The sequence below is a fragment of the Pirellulales bacterium genome, from assembly GCA_019694455.1.
Lineage (GTDB): Bacteria > Planctomycetota > Planctomycetia > Pirellulales > JAEUIK01 > JAIBBY01.
This window is the reverse complement of the sequence record JAIBBY010000008.1, coordinates 1-12,901: the sequence shown is the minus strand read 5'-3', so window position 1 is coordinate 12,901 and position 12,901 is coordinate 1. Positions and strand designations below refer to the sequence as shown.

The 12,901-nt window shown below is 62.5% G+C and carries 12 protein-coding genes; 6 read left to right on the top strand and 6 right to left on the bottom strand.

Translation table 11 applies throughout. The features are described from left to right. The first annotated feature begins 80 nt into the window (after nt 1–80). From K1X71_05135 to K1X71_05125, 3 genes are all read left to right on the top strand, one after another. Nucleotides 81–1,136 (top strand): TRAM domain-containing protein, encoded by a 1,056-nt coding sequence (locus K1X71_05135; GenBank protein ID MBX7072510.1) that lies wholly within the window; start codon nt 81–83, stop codon nt 1,134–1,136. A gap of 4 nt (nt 1,137–1,140) precedes the next feature. Then, on the top strand, nt 1,141–2,148 hold the full coding sequence (locus K1X71_05130) for a hypothetical protein (protein ID MBX7072509.1): 1,008 nt from the start codon (nt 1,141–1,143) through the stop codon (nt 2,146–2,148). Nucleotides 2,149–2,243: 95 nt separating this feature from the next. Further along, nucleotides 2,244–3,137, top strand: a complete 894-nt coding sequence (locus tag K1X71_05125; GenBank protein MBX7072508.1) for a TIM barrel protein — start codon at nt 2,244–2,246, stop codon at nt 3,135–3,137. Nucleotides 3,138–3,160: 23 nt separating this feature from the next. Here K1X71_05125 and K1X71_05120 read toward each other — a convergent pair whose 3' ends face one another. Further along, a complete protein-coding gene (locus K1X71_05120; GenBank protein ID MBX7072507.1) occupies nt 3,161–4,330 on the bottom strand; it encodes a sugar phosphate isomerase/epimerase in 1,170 nt (389 codons plus the stop codon). Nucleotides 4,331–4,583: 253 nt separating this feature from the next. On the opposite strand from K1X71_05120, the gene K1X71_05115 reads away from it, so the two are divergent. The 3 genes from K1X71_05115 to K1X71_05105 all read left to right on the top strand — a co-directional run bounded on the left by K1X71_05115 (nt 4,584) and on the right by K1X71_05105 (nt 8,400). Further along, a complete protein-coding gene (locus K1X71_05115) occupies nt 4,584–5,339 on the top strand; it encodes a glycosyltransferase family 2 protein (GenBank protein ID MBX7072506.1) in 756 nt (251 codons plus the stop codon). After that, nucleotides 5,336–6,931, top strand: coding sequence for a hypothetical protein (locus K1X71_05110; GenBank protein MBX7072505.1), 1,596 nt, complete (start codon nt 5,336–5,338; stop codon nt 6,929–6,931). The genes K1X71_05115 and K1X71_05110 overlap by 4 nt, the downstream gene beginning before the upstream one ends. Before the next feature lie 104 nt (nt 6,932–7,035). Beyond that, nucleotides 7,036–8,400, top strand: a complete 1,365-nt coding sequence (locus K1X71_05105; protein MBX7072504.1) for a Gfo/Idh/MocA family oxidoreductase — start codon at nt 7,036–7,038, stop codon at nt 8,398–8,400. A 15-nt stretch (nt 8,401–8,415) separates the two neighbouring features. Here K1X71_05105 and K1X71_05100 read toward each other — a convergent pair whose 3' ends face one another. The 5 genes from K1X71_05100 to K1X71_05080 all read right to left on the bottom strand — a co-directional run. Then, nucleotides 8,416–9,861 carry a HAMP domain-containing protein gene (locus K1X71_05100; protein MBX7072503.1) on the bottom strand — a complete coding sequence of 482 codons (1,446 nt, stop codon included), beginning with the start codon at nt 9,859–9,861 and terminating at the stop codon, nt 8,416–8,418. Beyond that, nucleotides 9,842–10,513, bottom strand: coding sequence for a response regulator transcription factor (locus K1X71_05095; GenBank protein ID MBX7072502.1), 672 nt, complete (start codon nt 10,511–10,513; stop codon nt 9,842–9,844). The genes K1X71_05100 and K1X71_05095 overlap by 20 nt, the downstream gene beginning before the upstream one ends. A 205-nt stretch (nt 10,514–10,718) precedes the next feature. Then, complete coding sequence (locus K1X71_05090; protein ID MBX7072501.1) at nt 10,719–11,336, bottom strand: YcxB family protein; 618 nt, start codon at nt 11,334–11,336, stop codon at nt 10,719–10,721. Next, nucleotides 11,333–12,427 (bottom strand): tetratricopeptide repeat protein, encoded by a 1,095-nt coding sequence (locus K1X71_05085; protein MBX7072500.1) that lies wholly within the window; start codon nt 12,425–12,427, stop codon nt 11,333–11,335. The genes K1X71_05090 and K1X71_05085 overlap by 4 nt, the downstream gene beginning before the upstream one ends. 83 nt (nt 12,428–12,510) lie before the next feature. Continuing rightward, nucleotides 12,511–12,901 (bottom strand): hypothetical protein (locus tag K1X71_05080; GenBank protein ID MBX7072499.1); only part of this gene is annotated, 391 nt, incomplete at its 5' end.

Below are 12,901 nucleotides of genomic sequence, written 5' to 3'. Positions count from 1 at the left end.
ACCCCCCGCGCGGGTAAAATAACATATGCCGATGGCGCGCTTTCGCGCGCCCGGGCGTGCTACCTACCGGGCAAGGCCCCATGCCACTCCTTATATTGCGGATCGTATTCGTGGCTGTGGCCGCCGGACTGGGCGTTTGGCTAGTCAACGGCGGGAACGAGCCCTTTCGTTTCGATCTGCAGGAGCATCCCTACGCCGTTTTGACGGGGGTGCTGCTGATCGCCGGATTCGTGATCGCCGCCGACGTGTTTGTGCGCCGTAAACGGCTCGACACAGTGTCGGCGGTCTACTTCGGGCTGATCGTCGGCTTGTTGCTCACCTATGTGGCGTTTCTGGCGCTGACGCCGCTGCCGCTGCAAGACGACGTGCGGAACGCGCTGTCGCTAGTCATCGGCATGGTGCTCTGTTACGCCTGCATCAGTCTGTTGCTGCAAACGCGCAACGACTTTCGTTTCATCATTCCGTACGTGGAATTCTCCAAGGAAGTCAAAGGCTTTAAGCCGTTCATCTTGGACACCAGCGTAATCATCGATGGACGTATTGCCGACATCGTCGACACGAAGATCTTCGACAGTCAGCTCATCATGCCGCGCTTTGTACTGGCCGAATTGCAGGCAGTCGCCGACAGTTCAGATCGCTTAAAGCGCGGACGGGGACGGCGCGGACTGGACATTCTCAATCGTCTCTCCGCCAACAAGGACGTTGACTTTCAGATGTACGACCGCGAACTGCCCGAGTTCGTGGGTCAGCCCGTGGATATGAAGCTGGTGCTGCTGGCCAAGCACCTCGAAGGCAAAGTGATTACCAACGATTACAACCTGAACAAGGTGGCGCAATTGCACGGCGTAGGGGTCATTAACCTCAACGATCTGGCCAATGCGTTGAAGCCGATCTTCTTGCCCGGCGAATCGATGGAAGTGCGGATCGTCAAGCCGGGTGAAGAAGCGGGCCAAGGAGTGGGTTACCTCGACGATGGCACCATGGTGGTGGTTGAAGCGGGCCGCGACCAAATTGGGCGGACCGTCAAAATCGCAGTGACTAGCGTGCTGCAGACCAGCGCGGGACGCATGATTTTTGGCCGATTCGACGGCCCCTTGGCGGCAGGGCGCGAGCAGCCAGCCGCACATCGGCATTGATTCCATGCGGGTGGCCGTCGTTTACAACCTGCCTACGCTTGATCCAGCACATCCCGATTACGCCTCAGAAGCGGGCGTATTCGCGTCGCTTGAAGCCGTTGCGGAAGCGCTCGAAGGTCATGGCCATGTGGTAGAACGGATTGGCATTGGGCGCGACTACACGCCGCTCGTCGAGCTTGCCGCGCGGCCGACGCGCCCCGAGGTGATTGTCAATCTTTGCGAGAGCTTCGCCGGTAGTTCTGCCGCCGAGGCGCACTTTGCCGCGCTCTTGGAGTTGACTGGCATTCCTTATACGGGCAACACGCCCGAGACACTGGCTCTGGCGCGCGACAAGGCCCGCACCAAGTGGCAACTGCGCGGGGCGGGCGTGCCGACCGCGGAGTTCTTCCTGGTGCGCCGAAGCGAACCAGCGCCGCGCGATAGACTGGAGCGCGCTTTGGCGCGCGGCCCGCAATTCGTTAAGCCAGCAAGTGAGGATGCCAGCCTCGGTATTTCTGGCGAAAACGTCGTTACTCAGTTGGCGCCGGCACTGGCCAAGATCGACGAACTGCGAAATCGCTACGGCGACGTGCTGGTCGAAGAGTATATCGATGGACGCGAGTTCAATGTGGGGGTCGTGGCGCTACCTGATCCGCGGTTGCTGCCGTTGGCCGAGGTGAACTTTGGGCACGACCCGAACTGCGCGCATCGGATTGTCACGTACGATGCCAAATGGACTCCCGGCTCGGGTGGGTGGCGTTCGACGCCGGTGAACTGTCCTGCCGAGGTGGAAGCGAGCCTGGCCGAACGCATCCGCGCTGTCGCGCTGGCCGCGTTCGCGGTGACTGGCTGCCGCGATTACGCCCGCATCGATTTGCGCGTTCGTGGCGATGAGGTATTCGTGTTGGAGGTGAACGCCAATCCCGATCTGGATCCCGAGGCTGGATTTGCCCGCGCGCTGCGCGTGGGGGGCATTGCCTATGAAGACTTTGCCGAGCGATTAGTGCGCTGTGCGGCCGAACGAGGGGGCTGAGGCCCGGATGTCGAGAAATTGAGTTCTCGGTATGCCGGCAACTATAATGATCGCCATCACGCATTGACCCGTACGGTACCCACGAGAATCACGTCATGTCGCCAATTGATCGCCGCGCGTTTTTAGCCTCTTCATCGGTATTGGCGGGCGCAGCCCTGGCGGCGCCTGACGCACGCGGCGCAGAGGAAGCGGTGGACATCAGCCAAATTGGCAAGACGCCGCACACCAAGTTCGCGGTCAACATCGAGATGTGGTGGACCAAGCTGCCATTTCTGGAACGATTCAAGAAGACGGCGGAGTTGGGCTTTCCGGCGGTCGAGTTTTGGCCGTGGCGCGGCAAGGATATCGACCAGCTCGCCGACTTGTCGGAAAAACTAGGAGTCGAGATCGCGCAATTCACCGTCTGGGGCTTTACGCCGGGACTGAACGATCCGAAGAACCACGACAAGTTTTTGCGCGAGGTGGAGGCGGGTTGCGAGGTGGCCAAAAAGCTCCGCTGCCGCAAAATGACCGTGGTCGGCGGCAACGATCAACGCGGCATGACGCAGGAGCAGATGCACCAGAACATCATCGACGGACTCAAGAAAGCCGCGCCAATCGCCGAGGCGAATCAGATCATGCTGATTCTAGAGCCAATGAACATTCGTGTGGATCACAAAGGACACTGCCTTTACGGCAGCCCGGCGCCTGTGCGAATTTGCCGCGAAGTGAACTCGCCGATGGTGAAGATCAACTGGGATCTCTACCACATGCAGATCAGCGAAGGCGATCTGTGCCGACGCCTGAAGGAAAGTTTTGACCAAGTGGGCTACCTGCAAGTGGCCGACAATCCGGGACGCAACGAACCGGGCACCGGCGAGGTCTATTTCAATCGCGTGCTCAAGGAAGCGATTGATTTGGGATATACCGATTTCGTCGGGCTGGAATGCCGCCCGCTAGGCGACGAAGTCGTGGCGGCGCGGCGCGTGGCCGCGGCCGACGTATGGTAAGCCGCTGGCGGCTGATGCAGCGGCTACGCCTTAAGTTGCTCGTCATGGCGCATGCCGCTTGGGGGTTGGTCGGCGCGATGCACATTAGCCAAGGCGGCTCGCGCGCCGGCGTGCTGCTCCACGTCGTTGTCTTCCCATTCGATGGAAACCGCGCCCGAGTAGCCGGCCCGATTGAGTTCGACGAATAGCTCTTCGAGCGGCGCCGAGTCGCGCGCCGTGCCGGCGGTGACGAAGTTCCAGCCGTTGTGCTTGTCACCCATTGGCTGGTGGCCGCCCAAGCGGCCATTGCGAGTGTAATGGCCAATCACCTGAACTCCTTTAATGTGGGCACAGTGGATGCGATCGCCAAACTCGCGGATGAAATCGACGCCCGACACGCCTTGCCACTCCATGTGCGAGCAGTCGAAATTGAAGCCGGTCGCCTTGGCAAAGCCCGCCTTATCGACCGCGGCCAGGTATTGACCGGCACTGGCGATATCGCCCATGGCGCGCTCGCTGGGGTGACATTCCAGATCGAAGGTTGTGCCGTATTTCAGGCAGGCGTTGAAGACCGGCGCAAAGCGCTCGACCAATAAATCGAGGCTGACTTGATAAACATCGGGGATATCGTGTCCGCCGAGCGAGCGCGGCAACGGCGGGAACAGAAACCAATGACTCCAACAGTGCGCCGGCGAGCCGACAAAGCCCGACACCGGAATCACCCGGTCCTCCAGTTGGCCGATGTGGTGCGCGAGTCGCACAATGCGCACCAAGGCTTCGGCGGCCTGCCGACGCGCGATCTCAGCCACATCGTCTGGCACAAAGTAGGGATCGGTTCTGGGGGGCTTATTGCCCGCGGCGCGCCAACGGCTATAGGCCTCCACTGCTTCGCCGCCTAAAAACTGCAACGTCTTGGCGCTCGGCTCATCTCCTAACGCCTGCCCCTGCAAGTGCGCTGCGAGCGAAAAGATTTCTAAACCGCGCTTGCGGGCTTTCTTCACGCGCTCTTCGGCGTACTTTTTGGCGCCGTCGTCGTTGTCGCAGCGCGCCAGATCAAGCTCCCAGGTAGCCTCTTCCCAGCCGTCGAATCCGGTTTGAGCGATAAAGTCGAGCCACTGGTCTTCCGGCACATTGCCAAACTGCCCACGGACCAAACCGATCTGGTGGTGCGATTGCTTGCCGGGTCGATGAACAGCCGTTTGATGATGACCCATGTCGATGATCCAAAAGGGGATGGAGCGAGCGGCCAAATGGCGCTGAATTTGCGATTTTCTAGCCCCAAGAGAGAGGCATCTTAGAGCATGAGATAGGCATTGCAAGCAACTCACGCCGTTCTGGCGTGTACGCACTGTTGGGTTCGTTGATCCGGCCAATCGTGCGTCTAGAATGGTATGTCTTGTCGCCTCCCGCCAGCACGAAGCATCCAGCGAGCGCGACAACCGATGTTCCGCGACGGAGGGAGGCCCAATGACAGCGAAATTTCTCACCGCCTTGCCCGTTTTCAATGAGCGCGCGCATGTCTCGGCAGTGCTCGACGAGGTGCGGCGCTACAGCGAGCACGTGCTGGTGGTGGACGATGGCTCAACCGACGGCACTGCGGAATTGTTGGCTCAGCGCGCGGACGTGCAGGTGCTGACGCATGCGGAGAACCAAGGTTACGGGGCCGCGCTGATTAGCGCCTTTCGCTATGCGCGGCAGCACAACTACGACATCCTGGTGACGATCGATTGCGACGGCCAGCACGAGCCGCAGCGCATTCCGGAATTCGTCGAGGCGTGCCGTAAGCAGCATGCGGACCTGGTTTCTGGCAGCCGCTATCTGCAAATGTTTCCCGGCGACACCGAGCCACCGGCCGAGCGACGCCGTATCAATGAGCAGATCACCGCCGAGTTGAACCGCCGCCTTTGTTTGCAATTGACCGACGCCTTTTGCGGGTTCAAGGCATATCGCGTCGAGGCGCTGGCTCAACTCCAGATCGACGAACCAGGTTACGCCATGCCGCTGGAGGTGTGGGTGCAGGCAGCGCGGGCCGGCTTGTCGATCATCGAATTGCCCGTGCCGCTGATTTATCTAGATGAAAAGCGATCGTTTGGCGGCGCGCTCGACGATGGCGCCACGCGGCTGTTTTATTACCACTTGGTTCTCGACCGCAGCCTTGCGCGGATCGGCGTACCGACCGGCGGCATCTGGACCGGAACCTTGTGTACGGGGGCGGCTACGTGAAGGTGACAGGCCACGCGCTCGAATATCGCCGAGTGCGGGCGCCACGCGAGGATCGCACGCTTTTGGCCGATCCGCCGCTGGCGGATTTCGCCGGCATGTTGGCCGACAACGAGCAATTGCGCGGCGCGGATGCCTGCGATTTGCATGGCCGCTCACTGCGCGCGCTCGGTGAAGCTGCACGCCGCGAGTTACTGGCCGCGGCGCTGGATTACACCACCGGCTATCGCGACGTGAGCCGTCGGGCGAGTGAACGCATTTTGCTGGCCGGGCACCAGCCCGAGTTATTTCACCCGGGCGTATGGTGCAAGAACTTTGCGTTATCGGGGCTGGCCAAACGGTACGGCGCGGTCGCCGTGAATCTGGTCATCGATAGCGATAGCATGAAGCGGACCAGCCTGCGCGTGCCGGGGGGGACGATCGGCCGGCCGCAAATGGCTGAAGTCGCATACGACCAGCCCGGCGCTGAAATTCCGTTCGAAGAACGGCGGATCGCCGATGCGGAGCTATTCGCCAGCTTTGGCGGGCGGGCTTGCGAGCAGATGGGAACACTGGTGGCCAGTTCTATGGTCGAAGGCTTTTGGCCGCGAGTGGTTGAACGCGCACGCGCCACGGGCCTGGTTGGCGCCGCGCTTTCTCAGTCGCGGCATCAACTGGAAGGGGAGTGGGGCCTCGACACTCTGGAGTTGCCGCAGAGCCAGGTTTGCGGCTTGCCGTCGTTTCATTGGTTTGTCGCTCACTTGCTGGCGGAGTTGCCACGGTTTCACGACGCATACAACGCCGGCCTGGCCGAATATCGCCGGGCGAATCATGTGCGCAGCGACAATCATCCGGTGCCCGACCTGGGACGCGAAGCCGATTGGCTCGAAACGCCGCTATGGGTCTGGTCGGCGGCCGATCCGCGGCGACGCCGGCTTTACGCGCGCCGGACCGGCGAGGGGTTGGAGCTCACCAATCGCCGCGCATGGCGGCAGTTGTTGCCGTATCGCGGCGAATTGGAAGCCACGGCTCATTCGCTGGGCGAGTTGTCGCACGAGATCAAGATTCGCTCGCGAGCGCTAGTGACCACGATGTTCGCCCGGCTAGCTTTGGGAGACGTGTTCATCCACGGCATCGGCGGCGCCAAGTACGACGAGTTGACCGATTGGATCATAGAGCGCTTTTTCGGCGTGACGCCGCCGCGCTACATGATGCTCTCGGGCACGCTGCTATTGCCGATCCGCCACCAGCGCGTGACCGACGACGACCTGCGGGCCGTCACCCAGCGATTGCGCGATTTGACGTACCATCCGGAGTCGTTCTTGACGACCAAGACCGAACAGGACGACGAAGCGCGGGAACTGATTTCGCGCAAGCGTCAATGGATCACCACACCACAGACTCGCGCCAACGCTCGCGAGCGCTGCCGCGCCATTCGACAGGTGAACGAGGCGTTGCAGTCGCGCGTGGCCGGCGAGCGATTGATTCTGGAAGAACAGCAGTCGCGGCTGGTCGAGGCGCTGCGCGGCGAGAGCGTGCTGTCGTCGCGCGAGTACGCGTTTTGCCTTTATCCCGAGGGGGCGCTGCGGGACTTTCTGGTGCCGTTGGCCGGTTAAGCCCAATCGGCCGTGTTCAATCGCCGCGCTTGACTCGTGCGCGCCGGCGTTCGATAGTGAGCCACATAGTCCGCGGCGCAATAGTTCCATCGGGAGATCACACCATGAGCGCAATCGATCGCCGGCAGTTTTTGGCTCGCACCGCTCAGGCCGGCGCGGCGCTGGGCGCCGGGGCAGCGCTAGTCAATCAACGAGTCGCGCGCGCGGCAGGGCCCAACGACAAGATCGCGTTGGCGGTGGTGGGGATTCACGGCCGCGGCGCGATGTTGGCGGCTGACTTCGCCAAGCGGCCCGATTGCGAAATCGCATATCTCTGCGATGTGGACGAGAGCCTCTTTGGCGATCGCGCCAAGCCGATCGAGGCGGCGCAGGGACGCGCGCCGAAGAATGTGCAAGACTTTCGCCGAGCGCTCGACGACAAGGCGGTCGACGCCATCGTGGTCGCCACGCCCGATCATTGGCACGCGCTGGCCACCATCTGGGGGTGTCAGGCGGGCAAAGACGTGTATGTGGAAAAGCCGATCAGCCACTCGCCGTGGGAAGGGCGAAAGATGGTGGAGGCGGCGCGGCGCTACAATCGCATCGTGCAGGTCGGCACGCAAAATCGCAGCGCGCCGTACAACCAAAGCGCCAAGAAATACATTGCCGACGGGAAACTGGGCCGCATCCACATGGTGCGAGTCTACAACCAGAAGGGTTGGCCCAACGCCAAGGCGGTCCCTGACGCCGAGACGCCGGCCGGGCTCGATTTTGACATGTGGAGCGGACCGGCCGCGCTCGGCAAGTACAACGTCAATCATCATCGCGGCTGGAATCATTTTTGGAACTACTCGGGCGGAGACATCATCAACGACGGAGTCCACCAGATCGACCTGGCTCGTTGGCTGATTGGTCAAGACTACCCCAAGACGGTTTATTCCGTCGGCGGTCGCTTCAACGAGGAAGGAGTGTTCGAGACGCCCGACACGCAGATCGCGGTTTATGAGTTCGACAACCTGGTGATGACATTCGAGTTGACGCTCTACACGCCGTATATGCTCAAGACCGACATGGAGCTGCGCAACAATCAGGAGATGTACCCTTATTGGCCGCAGAATGCCGCTCGGATCGAAATCTACGGCAGCGAAGGATTGATGTACGTGGGGCGGCATGGCGGCGGCTGGCAGGTGTTCGATCGTCCGAAATCGCGCCAACCGGTAGTCGCGGAGCAAGACAATGGGCCGTTCCCCGATCCTGAGCACAAGGAAAACTTCTGCCAGGCGATTCGCAGCCGCGATTTGCCAAGCGCCGACATCGAAGAAGGACACAAGAGCACGCTGTTGTGCCAACTGGCGAACATCAGCTATCGGCTAGGGGGAGAGAAGTTGTACTTCGACCCGGCCACGGAGACCTGCAAAGGAAGCGACAAGGCCAACGCCTTATTGAAGCGCGAGTATCGCTCGCCGTGGATCGTGCCCGAGACCGTGTAGCGATCGGCGAAGCGTTCAGCCATTCGCGGCGGCTGCCACGCTGTGGGCCGCGGATTCGTCGCCTCGCCGCATTGGCAATGTGACCGTGACGGTCGTTCCCTGGCCGAGTTGGCTGCTGATCTCGATGGTCCCATGGTGAGCGGCGGCGATCGCGTGGCAGATGCTCAGTCCCAGGCCATTGCCATGAATTTCGCGCTCTCGTTGCCGCGACTTGTCGACCTGATAGAACCGGTCGAAGATGTGCGGCAAATCGGCGCCGGGAATGCCGATGCCGGTGTCGGACACGCGCAGCACAACGGCGCGGCGGGCCACGTCGCGCCCTAGTTCGACACGAACCTCGCCTCCGGCGGGCGTGAATTTGAGGGCGTTGTCCAGCAAGTTGTTCACCACCTGCCGCAGTCGCAGCGTATCGCCGGGAACCGTCAGCTCGCCCGGCGATGCGAACTCCAAGCGCACCTCGCGCTCCTCGGCGGCCGCGCGGAACATGTCGACCGCCTTCTCGGCGATTTGATCCAAGCGGGCCTGTTCGTGACGCGTGATGGGGCGGCCCGAGTCGCTCTCGGCGAGCAGCAGCAATTGATTGACCAGTATGCCAAGCTGCCGGCACTGGTCGACGGTGGAGTAGAGCAGTTCGCGGTATTCCTCGGCGTCGCGATCGACTCCCAGCCCCACCTCGACGGTCGCTTGAATCGCGGCCAACGGCGTGCGCAGTTCGTGCGCGGCGTTGGCCACAAACTCGCGATGCTTAAGCAGATATTCGGCGATGCGGTCGAGCAGGCGATTGATCGTGAGCGATAGCTTGTCCAACTCGTCGCGCGTGCCGCGGAGCGGCAGGCGTTCTTCCATTTGCGTGGGGCGCAGCCGATTGGCGGTGTAGATGATGCGCGCAATCGGCGCCAGCGCCCGATTGGTCAGGAGATACCCGCCGCCGATCGCCAGCGGCAAGAGGGCCAGGCCAACCAGCAAGATCAGACGGCTGAGCTTGGCGACCTCGGTTTGAATCGGCGCGCGCGACGCGCCCACGCGAATGGCCAATGGGGGCAATGACGCGGCCTCAAAACGCTCGGTCGCCAGGCGGTAGGCGCCCCAATTAGAAAACTCTTGCGGCCGGCCGGGCAACGCCGGCGTGCCGTTGGGCGTTTGCACGCTGGAAGCCAAGAGCTGTCCACGCGCATCGAAGATCTCGATGAACATGGAGTAATGCGCGTGGCCGATCGCCTTGCGATCGAGTTCGGCGCGAATCGCTTCGATGCGCGGATAGAACTGCTGCACCGCCAGTCGCACTTCGAGCGCGTCTTCGTGGAGACGTTCGTCGAGCTCGGCGATGAGGGTGTAGCGCGAGCCTTCGCGCACGGCCACCAGGGCCGAGGCGGCCAGCAGCAGCACCACGCCGGAATTCCAGGCCAACAGCCGAAACCGGATCGAGCGGCGCCAAAAGAAGCTAGGCAGCGCGAAACGCATAGCCACGGCCTCGCACCGTTTGAATCAGCGGCGCGTCGTCGCCTCGGTCGACCTTGCCTCGCAGGCGATTGATATGCACCTCGATGACGTTGGTCTCGCCTTCCCAATCGGCGTCCCACAGATGCTGGCAGAGCATCTTGCGCGTAACGACCTGGCCGGCGTAACGCATCAGCATTTCCAGGAGGCTGAACTCGGTGGGCGTGAGGTCGATTTCGCGATCGTTCCGTCGCACGCGGCGAGTGGTGAGATCAAGGGTCACATCGCCGACCGTCAGCGTGGGCGCCGGGCGCGACGCCGCGCGGCGACATACTGCTTCGACGCGGGCCATGAGCTCGGCGAATTCGAACGGCTTGACCACATAGTCGTCGGCGCCGGCTTGCAGGCCATCGACCCGTTCGCCGACCGCGCCCAGCGCCGTCAGCAAGATCACGGGTGTTTGGATGCCGTCTTCGCGCAGCGCCCGGAGCACCTCCATGCCATCGCAGCCGGGCAGCATGACATCGAGCACCACGGCGTCGAACTGGCGCGTGCGCGCCTGCGCCAGCCCACGCGCCCCGTCTTTGATCCAGGCGCATTCGTGTCCGGCTTCGCAGAAGCCAATGTGCAGCGCTTTGCCGATCGCTGGGTCGTCTTCGACGACGAGCAGATTCATACAATCAATCTCAACACAAAACGATGCGACTCGCAATGCCGCCCGCCGGTCACCGCCGAGCGGCCAAGGTTCAAGCTAACAGAAAAGTAACCAAACTCGTCCGGTCGCGCGATTTTCTACCTGTTTTGTATCGTTGGCGCGGGGCGCCATGTCTTCGTAGGACTTCAAGGGCCAACGCGCGTCGTGTTGGCTGGCCATTTGGAGCTTAGCTCGCCGGCGCGAAGGGGGAACCGCCCAGCGCCGCGGCGTGCCAGCGACGAGCGGCATCCAAGAACGCCGACACATGGGCCGTATCGTGGAATGCGTGCCTCGGGATGATCGTCGCGCTGACCGATGTATAGACGAAATACACGTAGTTCGGGTCCGCGTCGATTCGATCCACGCCGGGCCAACGCACTTTTAGTTCCGCCAATTGCGTCTGCTCCACGACTCCATCCAGCGCGACGGTGACGCGCCGATGATTCGCGCGCCCCGCGCCCTTGGACTCGTTCAGCAGCCCTTTGATCTGTCGACGCATATTGCGCCGTGTAAGCAGCGGCACGAGAAACGCGCAAAAACCAACGAACACGCCGATCGCAATCGCCCAATTCACTCGAAAGTAGACGCCCAATCCAATGATAAGCGCCGCCGTCAGCAGCAGCGTGTTTCTCGCGTAGCTGATCTGCCCACGCCAAGTTGGGGAGTTTCTGAAAAAGTAGTAGTTGAGATCAACGATATGCTCCGGCAGACGGTCGAACTCCACCGAATGGACGTCTGCCGCACTTGTCGGCGACTCGGGTAGTAAAGTATCCGGGGCACGATAGGGATTAAATTCGATTGTCAAAACTCCCTCGGTCCGGTGGTGGCAGTGGGCGATTGCTCGGCGAGGAACCGATTCAACAGGCGGACGGCGAGCGGGTCTTGGCCGGGCTCGTCGTCGCGGAAACGCACGCCGAGATCGAGCGCTTCGCGAAGGTCGATTATCGCCTGATTGATATTGCCTTGAAAACCTTCGTGAAAACCCAAGAGAAACCACGGCTCCGGGTCGCGTGGCCGAAGCTGGGACGATTGCGCCAGTGCCGCGATGAGCCGCTCGTATTCGCCGGCTGGCAAAACGACGGCGGCATCGTCGATCGCCGCCGCCCAATGGCGCTCTGGCACGCGGACCAGCGCCCGGTGCAAGGCGTGCGAGGCGGCGCGATAGTCGCCCAGCGCCGTGTGCGCAAGCGAGCGGAAGAGCCAGGCGTCGCCGGCGTCTTGTTCGGGCTGGGGAAGACGCTCGATTTCGGCGAGCGCGGCCGCGTAGTCGGCGCGCGCTAGCGCGGCGCGTGCCGGCGCCAGACCTGCGCCGCCGCCCGGCGGATTGGCGAGCGGTCGCGGCTCCACCAGCTCGAATGTGGGAGCGACGCCGACAGCGCTTGGGATGGGCTGCGTCTGGGCGTACACCGGTTCGTAGACGTAGCCACCGGCGATGTCGCCATCCTTGGGCGTGATGCGATGCCCGATCGGCTGCTCGATGGCATTGAGATAGGGGTAGCCCAGGATATGGCCGGGCCAGAACGGAGTTGGCTCGAACGGTCCCAAGTAGTAGGCGGAGTAAAGGTTTTGCGAGCCGGGCCACCAGCGCGGACCGAGCGGAACGGAGCCAAGTCGCGAAAAGGGCGCCCCTGGCGCGACAAGGCCGCTGCGCCAGGCCAGTTGCGGCAACAGGGCCTGTTGATCGGCGATGGCCAGGCGCCGCGCCGGCCGCCAGCGCTGGTAGGCGTAGGCGGGCGAACTGGCTCGCGCCACCGCGCGCTCGAACGGCGACGGATCGAAAGGGTCGCTCGCATTGGACGTGCCGGCGCCTGTTGGCGGCGCGTCCTGCGCCAAAACGGCCGCCGCGGCGAACCACCACAGCGCGCAACAAACTGAGTGACGAACGACGTACGACATGGGGCTCCGTCCTGCGCTGAACCAACCTCAAGATAGGTCGGGCACAGAAACGGAACAAGCAAACTTTTTGTACAAACGCTCGATTATGGCTGCGCTGGAACGGCGGGGGCCGCCGGCACGGCGTCGATGCCTTGTTTCAGCGCGTCGAGGGCGCCGGCGCCATCGGGGACATTGGCCGGATCGACCTTTTTCATGATGTCGGCGCGCGTTAGATGCACCTTCTTGTAGATGTCGTCGGAGATGACGTAATACCAGTCGGCGAAGCGGTCGTTGAGTTCCTTGACCTTCTCCTGTCCCTTCTTCACCTTGGCGTCGTACTCGTCCTGCTTGCGCTTGTTCTCGGCCTTGATCCGCTCGATCTCCTCGGGGGTCTTGGGCTTGGCGTCGGCGGGTTTTGCGTCGGCGGCAGGGGGCGCCGCATCGGCAGGTGGCGCGTCGGTGGCCGGCGCATCGGCCGGCGCCGGATCGGCGGGG

Excerpts from the sequence above, each read along its gene's own strand:
- K1X71_05135 (MBX7072510.1), top strand. The coding sequence starts at position 81 with ATGCCACTCCTTATATTGCGGATCGTATTCGTGGCTGTGGCCGCCGGA.
- K1X71_05130 (MBX7072509.1), top strand. The coding sequence starts at position 1,141 with ATGCGGGTGGCCGTCGTTTACAACCTGCCTACGCTTGATCCAGCACAT.
- K1X71_05125 (MBX7072508.1), top strand. The coding sequence starts at position 2,244 with ATGTCGCCAATTGATCGCCGCGCGTTTTTAGCCTCTTCATCGGTATTG.
- K1X71_05120 (MBX7072507.1), bottom strand. The coding sequence starts at position 4,330 with ATGGGTCATCATCAAACGGCTGTTCATCGACCCGGCAAGCAATCGCAC.
- K1X71_05115 (MBX7072506.1), top strand. The coding sequence starts at position 4,584 with ATGACAGCGAAATTTCTCACCGCCTTGCCCGTTTTCAATGAGCGCGCG.
- K1X71_05105 (MBX7072504.1), top strand. The coding sequence starts at position 7,036 with ATGAGCGCAATCGATCGCCGGCAGTTTTTGGCTCGCACCGCTCAGGCC.
- K1X71_05100 (MBX7072503.1), bottom strand. The coding sequence starts at position 9,861 with ATGCGTTTCGCGCTGCCTAGCTTCTTTTGGCGCCGCTCGATCCGGTTT.
- K1X71_05095 (MBX7072502.1), bottom strand. The coding sequence starts at position 10,513 with ATGAATCTGCTCGTCGTCGAAGACGACCCAGCGATCGGCAAAGCGCTG.
- K1X71_05085 (MBX7072500.1), bottom strand. The coding sequence starts at position 12,427 with ATGTCGTACGTCGTTCGTCACTCAGTTTGTTGCGCGCTGTGGTGGTTC.